The sequence below is a fragment of the Micromonospora sp. NBC_01405 genome (genome assembly GCF_045040155.1).
Taxonomy (GTDB): Bacteria; Actinomycetota; Actinomycetes; order Mycobacteriales; family Micromonosporaceae; genus Micromonospora.
In genome coordinates, this window is the sequence record NZ_CP109532.1 from 5,334,895 (window position 1) to 5,350,739 (window position 15,845).

Annotated in this window: 12 protein-coding genes; 11 read left to right on the top strand and 1 reads right to left on the bottom strand. The window is 72.3% G+C overall.

Annotated elements, in window-relative coordinates:
* The first annotated feature begins 26 nt into the window (after nt 1-26).
* The 11 genes from OG559_RS23180 to OG559_RS23230 all read left to right on the top strand — a co-directional run bounded on the left by OG559_RS23180 (nt 27) and on the right by OG559_RS23230 (nt 14,933).
* Nucleotides 27-1,217, top strand: coding sequence for an AAA family ATPase (locus OG559_RS23180; protein ID WP_405106866.1), 1,191 nt, complete (start codon nt 27-29; stop codon nt 1,215-1,217).
* Nucleotides 1,214-4,954: a vWA domain-containing protein gene (locus tag OG559_RS23185; RefSeq protein ID WP_405106869.1), complete on the top strand. Its 3,741-nt coding sequence runs from the start codon at nt 1,214-1,216 to the stop codon at nt 4,952-4,954. The genes OG559_RS23180 and OG559_RS23185 overlap by 4 nt, the downstream gene beginning before the upstream one ends.
* Complete coding sequence (locus OG559_RS23190; protein ID WP_405106872.1) at nt 4,951-6,864, top strand: hypothetical protein; 1,914 nt, start codon at nt 4,951-4,953, stop codon at nt 6,862-6,864. The genes OG559_RS23185 and OG559_RS23190 overlap by 4 nt, the downstream gene beginning before the upstream one ends.
* A 540-nt stretch (nt 6,865-7,404) precedes the next feature.
* Complete coding sequence (locus OG559_RS23195; protein WP_405106874.1) at nt 7,405-8,385, top strand: ABC transporter substrate-binding protein; 981 nt, start codon at nt 7,405-7,407, stop codon at nt 8,383-8,385.
* Nucleotides 8,386-8,704: 319 nt separating this feature from the next.
* On the top strand, nt 8,705-9,652 hold the full coding sequence (locus tag OG559_RS23200) for an LLM class flavin-dependent oxidoreductase (RefSeq protein WP_405106876.1): 948 nt from the start codon (nt 8,705-8,707) through the stop codon (nt 9,650-9,652).
* A complete protein-coding gene (locus OG559_RS23205; protein ID WP_405106878.1) occupies nt 9,649-10,485 on the top strand; it encodes an ABC transporter ATP-binding protein in 837 nt (278 codons plus the stop codon). The genes OG559_RS23200 and OG559_RS23205 overlap by 4 nt, the downstream gene beginning before the upstream one ends.
* Nucleotides 10,482-11,381 (top strand): ABC transporter permease, encoded by a 900-nt coding sequence (locus OG559_RS23210; RefSeq protein WP_405106881.1) that lies wholly within the window; start codon nt 10,482-10,484, stop codon nt 11,379-11,381. Before OG559_RS23205 ends, OG559_RS23210 begins: the two co-directional genes overlap by 4 nt.
* Complete coding sequence (locus tag OG559_RS23215) at nt 11,378-12,202, top strand: ABC transporter permease (RefSeq protein ID WP_405106883.1); 825 nt, start codon at nt 11,378-11,380, stop codon at nt 12,200-12,202. The genes OG559_RS23210 and OG559_RS23215 overlap by 4 nt, the downstream gene beginning before the upstream one ends.
* Nucleotides 12,203-12,259: 57 nt before the next feature.
* Complete coding sequence (locus tag OG559_RS23220) at nt 12,260-13,114, top strand: alpha/beta fold hydrolase (protein WP_405106886.1); 855 nt, start codon at nt 12,260-12,262, stop codon at nt 13,112-13,114.
* Nucleotides 13,111-14,037: an NAD-dependent epimerase/dehydratase family protein gene (locus OG559_RS23225; RefSeq protein WP_405106889.1), complete on the top strand. Its 927-nt coding sequence runs from the start codon at nt 13,111-13,113 to the stop codon at nt 14,035-14,037. The genes OG559_RS23220 and OG559_RS23225 overlap by 4 nt, the downstream gene beginning before the upstream one ends.
* Nucleotides 14,034-14,933 (top strand): SDR family NAD(P)-dependent oxidoreductase, encoded by a 900-nt coding sequence (locus tag OG559_RS23230; RefSeq protein ID WP_405106892.1) that lies wholly within the window; start codon nt 14,034-14,036, stop codon nt 14,931-14,933. The genes OG559_RS23225 and OG559_RS23230 overlap by 4 nt, the downstream gene beginning before the upstream one ends.
* Nucleotides 14,934-15,033: 100 nt before the next feature.
* Here the strand turns inward: OG559_RS23230 and OG559_RS23235 are convergent, their stop codons facing one another.
* Complete coding sequence (locus tag OG559_RS23235) at nt 15,034-15,756, bottom strand: GntR family transcriptional regulator (protein ID WP_405106894.1); 723 nt, start codon at nt 15,754-15,756, stop codon at nt 15,034-15,036.
* Nucleotides 15,757-15,845: the final 89 nt, after the last annotated feature.

A 15,845-nucleotide genomic window follows, 5' to 3' on the forward strand; every position in this document is an offset into this window, starting at 1 on the left:
AACCAGAAAGAGATCGAGGAACATCAGTGACCGTGACGGAACACGTCCGCCCCGCCGCGGCGGCGGAGATCGCCGCCCAGGTCCTCTCCGCCGAACAGCGGTACGCCGACGAGCTGGACTTCCTGGCCGCGTACGACGACGGGGCCCGTCCGCCGGGCTGGGCGCTGACCCCGCGCGCCGTGGTCACCTTCATCCAGGGCAGCGACGGCGAGGCGTTGAAGCTGCCCGCCGACCGGCGCACCGGCCCGGCCGACACCGAACTGCCGGCCAGCATGACCATTCCGGCGAAGTTCGTCGGTGAGCGGAGCCTGGTCGAGCGGTGCGTGGTCACCCTGGCCGGCGAGCGGGGCCTGCTGCTGGTCGGCGAGCCCGGTACCGCCAAGTCCATGCTGTCCGAGCTGCTGGCCGCCGCGGTCTGTGGCACCAGCGCGCTGACCGTGCAGGGCACCGCCGGCACCACCGAGGACGCGTTCCGGTACGGCTGGAACTACGCCCTGCTGCTCGCCCAGGGCCCGACCCCGCAGGCGCTGGTCGACTCGCCGGTGCTGACCGCGATGCGTACCGGCCGGGTGGTCCGGATCGAGGAGGTCACCCGCTGCCTGCCCGAGGTGCAGGACGCGCTGGTGTCCCTGCTGTCCGACCGGCGGATGAACGTGCCGGAGCTGAGTGGCACCTCCGACGGCCTGATCCGCGCGGCACCCGGGTTCACCGTGATCGCCACCGCCAACCTGCGGGACCGGGGCGTGTCGGAGATGTCCTCGGCCCTCAAGCGCCGGTTCAACTTCGAGACCATCCACCCGATCTCGGACGTGGACACCGAGACCGACCTGGTCCGTCGGCAGGCCACCGCCGCCGTGCAGCGCGCCGGCGCGGCCTACACCGTGGACGACGCGGTGCTGGACGCCCTGGTCACCGTGTTCCGCGACCTGCGTTCCGGCCGGTCGGGCGAGGGCTGGGACGTGGAACGGCCCGGCACGGTCATGTCCACCGCCGAGGCGGTGCAGGTGGCGGCGTCGCTCGGGTTGGCCGCCGCGTACCTGCCCGGCGGGGACGCGCTCGACCTGGTGCCCGGGCACCTGCTCGGCGTGGTCCGCAAGGACGACCAGAACGACCACGCCCGGCTGCTCGGCTACTGGGACGGCCCGGTCCGCCGCCGCGCCGAGGACGGCTCGGCGATGTGGCGCCGGCTCTGGGACCTGCGGGAGAACCTGCGGTGACGACCCTCCCCAGCACGTCGACCGGTGCGGCTCCGCCGACCGTCGACCCGGTGGCGGTCGATCCGACGACGGCCGACCCGCGAACCGTGGTCGACGCGCTCGCCGGTGCGGTCCGGCCGTACCTGATCGGGGTGCGGCATCACAGCCCGGCCCTGGCGGCGGTGCTCCCGGCACTGCTCGACGCCGCCGGGGCCGAGGTGGTCTGTATCGAGCTGCCGGCCGACTTCCAGCGTTGGCTGCCGTACCTGTCCGACCCGGCCGCCCGGGCCCCGCTGGCCCTGGTCGGCAGCAACGGCGCGGACGGGCCGATGGGCTTCTACCCGTTCGCCGACTTCTCCCCGGAACTGGCCGCGATCCGCTGGGCCCGGCAGCGCGGCGTCGAGGTGGTCTGCTGCGACCTGCCGCTGGCCGACCCCGGCTGGACCGCCGACACCACCGACCCGGCTCCCGGCTCGGACCCGGCTCCCGGCTCGGAGCCGACTGCCGGGTCCGGGCCGACCGCCGGTGGCGACCCCGCCCCGGACGCCGGTGAGCCGGTGCCCGGCCTGCGCCGGTCCGGCTACGCCGCCGCGCTCAGCGCCAGCGGCACCGGTCGGGACGGCGACGACCTGTGGGACCGGGTGGTCGAGGTGCGTGCCCCGGGCTGCTCGCCCGAGGCGGTCCGCCGGGCCGCCCTCGCCGTCGGCTGGGCGATGCGTACCGACAGCGGCGACGGCGTACCGGCCCGGGACCTGGCCCGCGAGCGGCACATGCGCCGGGTGCTGGCCGAGGCCGGCGCGGACGGTCGGCGGGTCGCCGCCGTCATCGGCGCATTCCACGCCCCGGCCCTGCTCGTCGCCCCGTCGCCCGACACCGACACCGACACCGGTGCCGACGCCTGCGGCGGTCCGGCCCGGCCGGCCGGCGGTGCCGCCCCGGCCGGTCCGGTCCGGTCCGTGACGACCCAGCGCGGGCCGGCCGCCACCCCCGACGGCGGCCCGGCGGTCACCTCGCTGGTGCCGTACGCGTTCGACCTGCTCGACTCCCGGTCCGGCTACCCGGCCGGGATCCGCGATCCACGCTGGCAGCAGTCCGTCTTCACCGCCGCCGGCGACCCGGAACGGATCCGGGCCGCCGCCGCCCGGGCGGTCACCGACCTGTGCCGGGAACTCCGCTCGGCCGGTCACACCGCCGGCACCGGCGAGGCCGCCGAGACGGTACGCCTGGCCGGCGACCTGGCCCGGCTGCGGGACCTGCCCGCCCCCGGCCGGGGCGAGGTGCTGGAGGCGGTGACCACCGTGCTCGGCCAGGGTGAACTGCTCGGCCGCGGCCGAGCGCTGGCCAGGGCGCTGGAGACCGTGCTGGTCGGCGCCGAGCGGGGCCGGATCGCCCCCGGTACGCCCCGGTCCGGGCTCGGCCCCGCGGTCGAGGCGGAACTCGCCGCGTTGCGGCTGCCCAACCCGGACAGCCCGAAGTCCCGCGAGGTCCGGCTCGACCCGCTGCGCACCGAGCTGGACGGGCGGCGGGAGATCCTGCTGCAACGCCTCCAGGTCTGCGGCGTCGGCTACGGCGAGCCGATCGCGGTGTCCGGCACCGGGGACGGCGCCGCCCTGACCACCCGCTGGCAACTGGCCTGGACACCGTCCGTGGCGGCCCGGCTGGACCTGGTCGGCGTACGTGGGGTGACCGCGGCGCTGGCCGCGGCCGGCACCTTGCGGGAGCGGTTTCGCCGGGAGGCCGCCGACGGTGGCCCCACCGCCGAGCGGCTGCTGACCGGGCTACGCGACGCCGCCCGGTGTGACCTGCCCGAACTGGTCACCGACCGGCTCGAGCTGGCCGCCACGGTGCTGCCGGGCACCGGCACGCTGCCCGAGCTGCTGGCCGCACTGGACCTGCTGGAGGCGCTGCGCCGGGAACACCTGCCAGGCACCACCGCCGACGGCCGGGCCCGGGCGGCCGAGCTGGCCGTCGTGCTGCTGGACGCGGCGGTCCGCGGGCTGCCCGGCCTGGCCGGCAGCGACGCCGCAGCCGACGCCGCCGCGCTGGTCGACCTCGCGGTCCGGGCCGGTGAGGACCGGATCGGCCTGCGCCTGGACGAGGCCCTCGGCTACCTGGCCCGGGCCGGTTCGTCGCTGATCCAGGGCGCGGCCCTGGCCGCCCGGGTGCTGCTCGAGCTGACCGATCTGGAGACCCTGGGCACCCGGGTGGCCGGCTGGATCGACGCGGCGACCGGACCGGACACCCGCCGGCACCTGCACCGGCTGCTCGGTGGGCTGCTCACCGCGGCGCACCCGCTGCTGCAGTCCGCCCCGGCCGCGCTGGACCCGCTGCTGGAGCGGATCGAGCGGCTCACCGACACCGAGTTCCTGGACCGGCTGCCGGCCCTGCGTGGCGGGTTCGACGTGCTCACCCCGGCGGCCCGGGGTCGGCTGCTGCACACCGTCACCGAACGGCTGGGTGACCGGCTCGATCTGGTCCTGTCCGCCCCGCCCGAGCTGCTGGCCCGCTGGGCCGCCGCCGACGCGGCCGGCCGGGCCGCCCTGGTCGCCCGCGACATCCCGTTCCCGGGAACGCCGACCGGCTCCGCCGACACCCCCGCCGCCAACCCCGCCGGCGTTGAACCCGGGCCGGAGACGCAGGCCGCCCGGCTCACCCCCACGGACCGGTGGCGGCTGCTGCTCGGGCGGCAACCCGACCGGTTGCCGGCCGATGCCCGCCGCTATGCCCGCGCCTTGGACGAGCTGTACGGGGCGGGCCAGGGCGAGGGCGTCACCGACCTCGGCCAGGCGGCCGGCGGCGGCCAGGAGGCATCCTTCCCGACCGCGCGCGAGTGGGCCGACGAACTGGAGGCGCTGTTCGGCACAGCGGTACGTGAGGAGGTCATCGCCCGGGCGGCCGAGAGCGGCCGTACCGACGTGCTCGCCGAGCTCGACCCGGCCACGGTACGCCCCTCGATGGAGCTGCTGACCTCGGTGCTGTCGCTGGCCGGTGGCCTGCCCGAGGGGCACCTGGCCAAGCTGCGGCCCCTGGTCCGGCGGCTGGTCGAGGAGCTGACCAAGCAGTTGGCCACCCAGGTGCGTCCGGCGCTGACCGGGCTGACGAACCCGCGTCCGTCCCGTCGTCCCGGTGGCCGGATCAACCTCGCCCGTACGCTTCGGGCGAACCTGGCGCACACCCAGCGGCTCGGCGACGGCCGGACGGTGGTGGTGCCGGAGCGTCCAATCTTCAACACCCGGACCCGCAGGGAGGCCGACTGGCGGCTGGTGCTGGTGGTCGACGTGTCCGGCTCGATGGAGGCGTCGGTGGTGTGGTCGGCGTTGACCGCCGCCGTGCTGGCCGGGGTGCCCACCCTGTCCACCCACTTCCTCGCCTTCTCCACCGAGGTGGCCGACCTGACCGACCGGGTCGACGACCCGTTGTCGCTGCTGCTGGAGGTGCGCGTCGGCGGCGGCACGCACATCGCCGCCGGGCTGGCCCACGCCCGCTCGCTGGTGACCGTGCCGAGCCGCACCATCGTCGCGGTGGTCAGCGACTTCGAGGAGGGCTACCCGCTGGCCGGGCTGCTCGGCGAGGTTCGCACGCTGGCCAGTTCCGGCGTGCACCTGCTCGGCTGCGCCGCGCTGAACGACAGGGGAGTGCCCTGCTACTCGGTACCGGTCGCCGAGCAACTCGTCGCGGCCGGGATGCCGGTCGCCGCTCTCAGCCCGCTCGAACTCGCCCGCTGGGTGGGCGACCGCATCCGCGGAGGATCACGTTGACGGACCGCACACCCACCGCCGTGGACACCGACCGGTTGCCGCCGGTGCTGCCGGGGGTCGCCGCCGCGGCGGTGGCGGCCCTGCCACCTCGGCTGCACAAGCGGCTGGACGCCACCGTCGGACGGCTGGCCGGTGTACCGGTCCGCCGGGTCGACGGCGGCGTAGCGGTCGACTGCGGCGCCGAGGCCCTGGTCACCCTGATGCCCGGACCGGCCGGCGTGGTCACCGAGCCGCACCAGGCGCGGTGCAGCTGCCTGCTGGCGCCCCGCTGTCTGCACCGGACGGCGGTCCTGGTCGCCTGCCCGATCGCCGACCGGGCCACCCACCCCGATCTGCCGTCCACCGCCGCATCGTCCACCCCGGACAACTCCGGCGTGGCCACCGGGCGGACCGGGGGACCGGCTGGCCCGGCCGCCGGTCGTACCAGCCGGAGCACGGCACCGACGAAGGCGCAACGGGCCGCCGCGAGCGCGCTGTGGCGGGCAGCCGCCGCGGTGCTCGCGGCCGGCGTGCCGGCCGCCGGCGCGGTTCCCCAGGCCGAACTGCTGCGGGCCGCGCACAGCGCCCGGCTGGCCGGCCTGCCGAGGGCCGAGAGCGCCGCGTTGCGCACGGTACGTGGCCTGCGCGCCCACCGGGGACGACAGGCCGGCCACCGGCTGGCCGAGCTGGTCGAGGTGCTGCACGACCTGCTGTACGTGGCCGGCCGGCTGGCCGCCGGCGATCCCGACCCGGCGCTGGTCGGCATACTCCGGCGGGCCTACCAGCCGGACGGCACGTTGGAGGTGTACGGCGTCTGCCGGGAACCGGTGATCAGCGCGACCGGATACGCCGGGGTGGTCACCCACCTGGTCACCGCCGACGGGCGCCGGCTCTCCTTCGGCGACGTGAAACCGGGCGGCCCGGACCGGGCACGGGACTGCGCCCGGGCGGTCACCGAGATGGGCGCGGTCGCGGTCAACCACTCGGTGCTGGCCCGTGGCGGCCTGCGGATCACCGGAACCACCGTCTCCCCGGACGGCCGGCTCGGCGCCGGCAAGGGGGTCCGGGCCAGCCCGCTCACCGGGACCGGCTGGTCCGCCGGACCGCTGGCGGAACTGTTCGCACGCCCGCTCGCCGAGGTGGTGACCGCCCAACTCGCCGCCGACGACCCGGAGGACCCGGCCCGGGCCGGGACCGCGCTGGTCGGCTGTGACCTGATGGTGGTAGGTGCCGTCGGTGACCAGGTGCTGGCCCGCGAGCTGGCCCCCGCCACCGACGTCGGACCGGACCGTGCGCCTTTGCCGGACGGGCCGGTTATCCGGCTGGCGCCGGTGAACTCTCACCCGGTGCTGGCCCACGTGGCCAACCTGCGGCGGCTCGCCTCCTGGCCGGGCCTGCGGATCCGGGTGGTCGGCCGGCTGGACCCGGACCGGGCCAGCACGCTGCACCCGCTCGCGGTCGGCCCGGTGCCCGGTGCCGCCGCGACGCTCCGGCTGCCCGCAGGCTGGCACGGCCGGGTGGACCTCGGCTACGACGAGATCCAGGGCAGCCATCTACCGTCGCGCGAACCGGCCGCGATGACCGAGCCGGTTCTCGCCGTCGAGGCCGACGCGGTTGCGGAGTCCCCGCTGTGGCGGGTCCGCCGGCTGGTGGAGCTGGCCGTCTCCGGCGGTCGCCGCGCCGTCGCCGAGGCGGCCCGCGGCGAGGGCGGGCTGGCTGGTCCGCTGCGCCGCGCCGGCTTCACCACCGCCGCCGCGGTGGCCGCCGCGCTCGCCGACGAGTCCGACCGGCGCGGTCGGGACGCGTTCGGTCGGCTCACCGATCCCGACCCGGACCGGTACGCCTGGGCCTGGCTCGCCGTGACCGCCCACCTCGCCGCCACCGAGCGGGAGCTGATCCGGTCCTCCTGGACCGCCCCACCCGTCGGCTGACCTGCCGGAATCCGGGGTGACTGAGCTCCGGGCCGATGGGTGGCAGGCCAGGTGACCGCGAACCCGCGGATCACCTGGCCCCGGCGCCCGCCCGAGCCCCGGGCGGGCGCCCGACCCTCCCGGACGGACGAGCATGGCGACGGCGGGCACCACGGCGGGCTCTCCGGGCCCCCGGTAAACGGTTGGGCCGCGCGGCTAGGACGAGCGGCACAAGCCGACCACACTGCTGCCACCGTCTCCCGGCACGCCGACTGAGTCTTTACGCCGCACCGGATCGCGGCATAACCCGGTGTCCGCATCCCGGGGGAACGCCATCCTGATCACCCGGCTCGTCGGCTCGGGGAGGCGCTGACCGGACGGCAGTGCCCGCCGGCACCGCTTGAGCGTGCGCTGGTCCCGCCCGGTGTCGTGGTACGCCTCGGATGTCTGGTTCGGTGCGTGGGCCTGCGGATCTCGCCTGGTCGTGGGCTAGATGATCTCTTGACGGTCTCGCTCACATGAAATATAAAGTACATGCTCCGCCCTTACTCGGGAGGTCTTGTGTTCGTTCGAAGAGGGCGATTCGCCGTTGCCCTGGTCGTCGCAGCGCTCACGCTGGCGGCTTGCGGCAGTGACTCATCGTCGCCAACTACAGAAGGAGCGGGTGGGAAGCAGGCGCTGACAGTCGCCACTCAACCCGACTTCTTTGGAATTCCGCTGTACTTCGCGGTGCAGAAGGGCTTTCTTGCAAAGCAGGGAATCGAAGCCAAGTTGCAGGAGTTCCCGACCGGCGTGGAGGGGACGGAGGCCGTGGTCACCGGCCAGGCCGACCTGACCTCCGTCGCCGGCTATCCGGTCGCGAGCCTCGCGGCAAAGGGCGCCAAGGTGAAGATCATCGGGCACAATGCGACGTCGTACGGATGGTGGGGCATCGTCGTCGACAGCAGTATCGCCACCCCACAGGATCTGTACGGCAAGACGATCGCCCTTCAGTCCAACTCGACGGCCAGCTACTGGTTCGACCGCTTCGTGGCGTTCCACAAGCTGGACAAATCGAAGATCAAGGTCAAGGACGCGAAGTACGCCCAGCTCGTACCGGCCTTTGCCAAGGGCGACGCGAACGCGATCATTCATTTCGAGCCGAACGTCACCAAAGCCATCAGCGCGCGGCCAGGCGCACGCCTCGGCTGGGCCGGGGGCGATGACGACCTGCTGCCCTTCATCGGCTATGTGGTGGCCGGGCCGAAGATCTTCGAGAACCAGGAGGTGGGTGTCAAGGTCCTGCGCGCGCTGCGGGAGACGTCCGCCTACATGAAGAGCAACCAGGGCGAGGTCATCGAGTTCATCAAGTCCAAGACCGGAATCACCGACGACGCCGAGGCCAAGAAGATCCTGGCGAAGATTGATTTCAGTCTGGCCTTCGACCCGGCGAGTGTCGACCAGATCCAGCAGGTCGCCGACTACCAACTGGAGATGGGCAACATCAAGAACAAGGTCGATGCGAAGAGCTACGTCATAACCGATTGGGTCAGCGCCCTCTGACGATCGCCATTTGGGTCCTCGATTCCGACCCGGCGATCACCGGTGATGCCCAGAACACCCGATCGACCAGTTCCTTGGGTTGATCCGGACGGTACGGGAAGGCCGACCCGGGCCACGGTTTCCGTGGCCCGGGAAAGCCGGTCGAACACCGGACAGGGCCGCCCGACTTCGAGCCCCGGGTCCGCTGGCAACGCCCACCCCGGCGGACGCCACCCGCCGGCCTGTTCCACCGTACCGAGGAGTCATCAGTGCCCCCCACACCCATGCCGATCGAGTGCCGCACGCACCCGCCGGCCGGCCTTCGGACTCAGTGAGATAGATGGAAATCGCCGTTTCGCACATCCCGACCGATCTCGCCCGTGCGCTGGAGATCGCCCGGGTCGCCGAGGAGGTCGGCATCGGAACGTTCGGTGTCGCCGATTCGTCGCACCTCTACGGGGCGATGTATCCCGTGGTGCAGCACATCCTCGCGCACACCCGCACCATCCGGGTCGGGCCGTGCGTGACGAATCCGATCACCCGCCACCCGTCGGTACACGCCGCCGATGTGGCCGCGCTCAACGGACTGTTCCCCGGCCGGGTGTTCGTCGCGATGGGCACCGGTGACTCGGCCGTACACAGTGTGGGGTTGCGCCCGGCAGATCCGGGACAGGTGGGTGAGGCGCTCGACACCATCCGGGCGGTGGCCGGCTCGGGTCCTCAGCTCTTTCTGGCCGCCAGCGGGCCACAGGCGGCGGCGGCGACCCCGGCCAGCGCCGATGGTGTCCTGCTCGGCGGCGGATTCGAACCCGGCTGGCTGGGCAGGCTCGCCACGACCGCAGCTGAGGCGGCGGGGCGGCCCCAGCGCGGATGGATGGTCGCGGTGGCCCACCTGGTCGAGCGGGACAGCGAGGTCGCTGCCGCCCGGCAGGCCGTCCGCGCTTCGGTCGTCGCCGTGGCCCGGCATGGGCTGCGGGTCAACCTCGCCGGGCGGGGAGTCCCGGCGGACCTGGTACCCGGCCTGCGGGAGTTGTTCTCGCGATACGTGTTCGCCGAGCACGCGCGTCCGGGCGGCGTCAACGCCCGGACACTCGCGGACTACCCCCGGGAAGAGGCGTACCTGTTGGACCGTTTCGCGCTGGTGGGGACCCCTGGTGAGGTCGCCGAGCGGCTGCGGGTCGTAGAGGAGAAGGCCGGTATCGAGGGGATCGTCCTTACCACGACGGTTCCCGATCCGATGACGCACGTCGCATTGATCGGGCGGCTCGTTCAGGGAGGCAGGGCATGACGGCAACGGACGCTACGACGAGGCGACACCCGGCGGTGGACGGGGACGGCTACGTGACGATCGAGGACATCTCGTTCGCATACGCGGCCGGTGCGCCGCGGATCCTTGCGGACGTCTCCCTGTCGCTGTCCCGGGGAGAGTTCTTCGTGCTGCTGGGCCCCAGCGGTTGCGGAAAGACCACCGTCCTCAATCAGGTGGCGGGATTCGAGTTCCCGACCGAGGGGCGGATGACCGTTGCCGGCCGGCCCGTCACCGGCCCCGGGCCGGACCGGGCGGTGATCTTCCAGGGGGACGATTCGCTGCTCGGTTGGCTCAACGTCTACGGCAACGTCGAGTTCGGCCTGCGCGTGCTCGGGGTCAAGAACCCCGAACGCCAGCAGCGGGTGCGGGCCGCGCTGGAGATGGTCGAACTCGGTGGTCAGGCGAAGAAGTACCCGCACGAACTCTCCGGCGGGATGAAGCAGCGGGTACAGATCGCCCGGGCCCTGGTCACCGACGCGCCGATCCTGTTGATGGACGAACCGTTCGGTGCCCTGGATGCCCAGACCCGGACCACGTTGCAGGACGAACTGGCCCGGATCTGGGCAGCCACCGACCGCACCGTCCTGTTCATCACCCACGACATCTCCGAGGCGATGATCCTCGGCGACCGGATCGGGATCATGACGTCCGGGCCGGAGGCGAGGCTGCACGATGTCATCGAGAATCCGCTACCGCGTCCGCGTGAGCGGGGCGGGCCGGACTTCGGCGCGCTCTACCAGGACCTGGAGCGGACCGTGACCACAGCGAAGGCCCGACGTCCCGGTCTGGACGGCGAGGTGGGTACGCGATGAAGCCCGCCTCCGCCACCGACTTCGGTGGGCGGCCCGGCGGCGCCCCCACCGGGGTCGCCGATCCCACGAGAACGACCGGCGGCCCGGCCGGCCCCCGGCCCCGACGGCGCGGACCACGTTCGGCGGCATCCTGGTCACGGCGTCGGATCGGGCTGAACCTGCTGGCGGTCGTGGCCGCGATCGTGGTGTGGCACGTCGCCGCGTTGGCGAAGAACAACCCGCTGGTCTTCCCGACCCCGGTCGAAAGCGCCCGCGCGCTGATGGAACTGGTCCAGGACACGGACTCGCGCGGCGAGGTGCTGATCACCCTGTGGCGGGTGGTGGTCGGGTTCGCGCTGGGCAGCACTCTGGGAATCGCCGTCGCGAGCCTGCTCGGCTCGTCGCGGGTGGCGGCCGACGCGCTGGAACCCGTCGTGCACTTCCTGCGCTCCATCACGCCGGTGGCCTGGATCGTGCCGGCCACGATCTGGTTCGGGGTCGGGGACGCGTCGATGCGGTTCATCGTCATCTACGCCACCGTCTTCCCGGTCATCCTCAACACCCTGACCGGGATGGCGCAGGCCGCCCGGAACAAGACCCGGATGGCCCGGGTCTTCGGCGCCGGGCGGTTGCGGACCTACCGTTCGGTGGTCATCCCAAGTGCGGTGCCCTACGTGCTGACCGGGATGCGGCTGTCCCTCGGCTACTCCTTCATGAGCGTGATCGGCGCCGAGATGGTGGCGGGCAGCGACGGCATCGGCTACCTCATCTACAACTCGCGACTCTTCTTCGACACCCCGACCATGTTCGCCGGGATTCTCCTGATCGGTGCCGCCGGCCTGGCCTTCGACCGGGTGTTCGTCCTGGCCACTGCCCGGATCTTCCGCCGATTCTACTGTGGGCAGGTGGCGCGATGAGCGTGTCGACCCGGGCGGCCCGACCCGCCCTCGTCCGTCGGCCGGGCGGTGTCCCGCGGTGGCGGCGGGCCCTCAGCATCGTCGGCGGCTTCGTCGCCGTGGTGGGGCTGTGGTGGCTGGCCGCCAGCTTCTACGGGATGCCGATGCTGTTCCCCGGTCCTCCCGACGTGGTCACCCAGTTCCGACTGGTGCTTGCCGACGGCAGTCTCGCGCAGGCGGTGTCGGCGAGCCTGGGACGGGTCGCCGCAGGCCTCGTACTGGGCAGCCTGATCGGTACGCTGCTCGGCCTGCTGACCGGTTCGAGTCGGGTACTTGAGGCGTTGCTCGAGCCGTTCATCAGCTTCTTCCGGTTCATCCCGCCGCTGGCCTGGTTCGCTCCCATCCTGCTCTGGCTCGGTGCCGGTGAGCCGGCGAAACTGACCCTGATCCTCTACACGACGGTGTTCGTCGTCGCGGTGAACACGGCGGCGGGCGTGCGGGCGGTACCGGAGAACAAGCTGCGCATGGCGGCGACCTTCGGCGCCCGGCCGTGGCAGACCTTCCTGCTGGTGCGGTTTCCCGCCAGCGCGGCGTACATTCTCGCCGGAATCCGGATCGCGTTGGGCAACGCGTTCATGACGGTGGTGACCGCGGAGATGCTCGGCGCGCCATCCGGTCTCGGCGTGATCGTCACCAACGGCATGGCGACCACCAACATCCGGGGCGTGTTCGCCGCCCTGATCACCCTCGGCGCGCTCGGCCTGCTCGCCGATCGCCTCTTCGTCGCCCTGCTCCGCCGGTTCGGCGCCCGGTTCGGGGCCAGCCCCGACGTGGCGCGGTGACCGTCGGGACCTTTCCGTCTTTCCCCACCAGTTCGACCCCTGATCAAGGAGCACCACATGGCGTACGCGACGATCAACAACACATCTCTGTGGTACGAGGTGGAGGGACAGGGACCGCACCTGCTGCAACTGCACGGGCTCGGCCTCGGCCACGCCAACTTCGCCCCGGTGACCCCGCTGCTGCGTCCGGACTTCACCGTGATCGATTACGACATGCGCGGGTTCGGCGACAGTGACAAGCCGCCGGCGCCGTACTCGATCGAGGGGTGGGCCGACGAGGCGGTCGGGCTGCTCGACCACCTCGGCCTGGACGCCGTCGATGTGCACGGCACCTCGTTCGGGGGCATGGTGGGCATCGTGATGGCGGCCAAGTACCCGGACCGGGTCAAGCGGCTGGTCATCGGCTGCTGCATGGCCCGGTACGACAGCCTCGCGATCCTCAACAAGAAGGTGTGGAAGGCGATGGCGACCGCGACCGGGATGGGCGAGGAGGTCGCCAACCTCATCGCCTCGCAGGCGTTCAGCCGGGCGTTCCACGACACCGACCGTGCACCGGCCCAGGTGGCGGCGATGGGGGCCGCGTTCAAGAAGAACGACCCCGAGCTGTGGAAGCACTTCTGCGACCTGCTCTGCGAGGCGGATCTCACCGGTTACCTGCCGCAGATCACGGCGCCGGTGCTGGTGACCAGCGGTGACCAGGACATCATGACCCCGGTGGACTCCGGTCCGGCGGGGGTCGGCACCCGGGAGATGGTCCGGCGGCTGCCGAACGCCTGGCTGACGCTGCTGGAGGGCTGCGGCCACCTGCACCTGGTCGAACGGCCCGAGGAGAGCGCGAAGCTGGTGCGGGACTTCATCCTCGACGGGACGATCAACGGGGAGACCGTGCTCGGGGAGACCGACGGGCGATGACGACACTAGTCACCGGCGGCACCGGTTTCGTCGGCCAGTACGCCACTGCGATCCTCGCCGGGCAGGACGAGCGGGTCCTCGCCCTGGACCCGCTTGAACCCCGGGAGGAGCTGCGGCAGGCCGGGGTCGAGTACGTCCGGGGTGACGTATCCGATCTGCGGTCGCTGCTGGCCGTCCTGGCCGAGCACGGCGTGGACCGCGTCATCCACCTGGGTTCCCTGCTGGCCCCGGCCTCGGCCGAGGATCCGTACCGGGCTCTGGAGGTCAACTGCGCCGGTACCCAGAACATCTTCGAGGCAGCTCGGATCCTTCGCCTGGCCAATGTGACCTGGGCCAGTTCGATGGCGGTGTTCGGGCACAGCGCCGCGGCATTGGCCGAGGGTGAGCTGCTCACCGAGCACACCCCGCACTCGCCCGACAACGCGTACGGGGCGACGAAGTCGTACTGCGAGCACATCAGCCGCGCGTACCGGCAGCGGTACGGGGTGAACTGTGTGGGGCTGCGGATCGGGCTGGTCTACGGCGCCGGGAAGGTACGCGGCGAGGGCCTGTTCACCGAGCAGTTGTTCCAGCGGCCGGCGCTCGGGCAGCCCGGGGTGGTTCCCTACGGCGACGACGTCTACTGCTGGCAGTACGTCCGGGACGTGGCGGCGGCGTTCACGCTGGCGTCCCGCCTGGACAGTACCGACAACGCCGTCTACAACCTGCCAGGGACGGTACTGACCATGGTCGGCGCGGTCGAGACGGTACGTGCGCTGGTGCCCTCGGCCGAGCTGACGGTCGAGCCGGGGGTGCTCGGTTTCCCGTACCAGATCGACGCCTCCCCGCTGACCGCCCTGCTGGGCGACTCCCTCCGGCTGACGTCGATCCGCGACGGTTTTGCCGCCACGATCGAGGGAATCGCCGCCCGGGCCGGCCGGTGACGACCCGGGGCCGAGGGGACTCGACCTCGGGGATCGAGCCGACCGGGCTCGCTGGGAAGGTCGCGATCGTCACCGGCGGCGGTTCGCGGGGGGACGGCGTCGGCATCGGCCGGGCCACCGCGATCCTGCTGGCCCGGCGGGGAGCCCGGGTGGTCGTGGTGGACAGCGTCCGGGACTGGGCCGAGGCCACGACCGACCTGATCGCGGCGGAGGGCGGCGAGGCGATCGTCGTCGAGGCCGATGTGACCAGCTCCCGGTCGTGTGCGGCCCTGACCCGGACCACCCTGGAACTCTGGGGCCGGATCGACATCCTGGTGAACAACGTCGGGGTGGTGGGGCCGCCCGGTGACGTGGTCGACGTCGACCTGGACGACTGGGACCGCTGTCTGCGGGTCAATCTCGGCTCGATGGTGCTGATGTCCCGGCATTGCGTCCCGGTGATGCGGTCGGGCGGCGGCGGGTCGATCGTCAACACGGCGTCGGTGGCCGGGTTGGTCGGCGGGCACCCGTCGATCGCCTACCCGGCCACCAAGGGCGCGGTGGTGCAGCTGACCCGGGCGATGGCGGCGCAGCACGGTCCGGAGGGGATCCGGGTCAACGCCGTCGCTCCCGGGCTGGTGTGGACTCCGATGGTGTCCAGCACCGGGGTCTCCGAGCAGGCTCGCGAGCGGCGTCGACACCGTTCTCTGCTGCGTACCGAGGGCACCGGATGGGACGTCGGCGAGGCGATCGCCTTCCTGGCCGGTGACCGCGCCCGGTGGATCACCGGGGTTGTGCTTCCGGTGGATGCCGGAGCGACGGCGGGACTGGGTGTCACCTCGGGACACCTGACCGGTGTGGCATCCGATGCCGGTCCGGCCACCGGGGCGGTCGGAGGGTCGGCCCTGAAGGGATGAACGTTGCGGTCGGGTGGCGGTGCGTCCGCCACCCGACCGTCTTCCCGCGCTGGTGACCGATTCGGCCCGGTGGGTGTGGCCGGCCGGCCCGTTCGGTGGGTCAGCTCCTCGGGACAGCGCCGTCCGGGCCGCTCGTCCCGGCAGTGTCCAGGCTGTTCGACGCGAAGTGATCGGCGAGCAGTTCCCCGGCGTGCCGGAGGTGGTCGGTGACGGCTCGTCTGGCTGCTTCCGGGTCGTGACTGGCCAGCGCTCGTACGATCGAGGAATGGTCGTGCAGGGACGCGTCCGGCCAGCCACCGATCATGGCGTAGAAGCGGCGGGGCACGTACTTGGCGATGAAGCCGAGGAACCAGAGCAGCTTTCCTGAACCGCCACTGGTGTTGATCATCCGGTGGAACAGGTGGTTCAGGCGTTCCATCTCGTCGGTGTCGCCGTTGCTCGCCGCCTCGTCGATCCGGCCCTGAAGGGCTTGCAGCTCGGCGATCTGTTCCTCGGTGAGGGTCGTGGCCGCGCGAGCGGCCAGCTCCCCGGCGATCAGCGCCTGGGCGATGAACAGGTCGCGGATGTCCGCCGGGGCCAGCGGAGCGACCACGAAACCACGCCGGGGCTGGAGTTGGAGGAAGCCCTCGGCGCGCAGCGAGAGTAGTCCTTCCCGGACCGGGGTGACGCTGATCTCCAGCGCGGCGGCGACCTGTTCCTGACGAAGGTGCTGTCCCGGCCGGAGCTGTCCGGACATGATTAATTCTCGGACGTAGCTGGCCGCCTCGTCACTGAGCTGCATCCGCTTGTTCTTGGACTGAGCACCGTTGACGGGTAGGTTCATCCAGAGTCCTCAAATATGAAATATGGCCCGACGCAGCATACTGAATCGGTCCTCGGACAGGGGAGACGGCCCGGCCCCCGCGCGCCGGT

Excerpts from the sequence above, each read along its gene's own strand:
- OG559_RS23220 (WP_405106886.1), top strand. The coding sequence starts at position 12,260 with ATGGCGTACGCGACGATCAACAACACATCTCTGTGGTACGAGGTGGAG.
- OG559_RS23235 (WP_405106894.1), bottom strand. The coding sequence starts at position 15,756 with ATGAACCTACCCGTCAACGGTGCTCAGTCCAAGAACAAGCGGATGCAG.
- OG559_RS23205 (WP_405106878.1), top strand. The coding sequence starts at position 9,649 with ATGACGGCAACGGACGCTACGACGAGGCGACACCCGGCGGTGGACGGG.
- OG559_RS23200 (WP_405106876.1), top strand. The coding sequence starts at position 8,705 with ATGGAAATCGCCGTTTCGCACATCCCGACCGATCTCGCCCGTGCGCTG.
- OG559_RS23215 (WP_405106883.1), top strand. The coding sequence starts at position 11,378 with ATGAGCGTGTCGACCCGGGCGGCCCGACCCGCCCTCGTCCGTCGGCCG.
- OG559_RS23225 (WP_405106889.1), top strand. The coding sequence starts at position 13,111 with ATGACGACACTAGTCACCGGCGGCACCGGTTTCGTCGGCCAGTACGCC.
- OG559_RS23210 (WP_405106881.1), top strand. The coding sequence starts at position 10,482 with ATGAAGCCCGCCTCCGCCACCGACTTCGGTGGGCGGCCCGGCGGCGCC.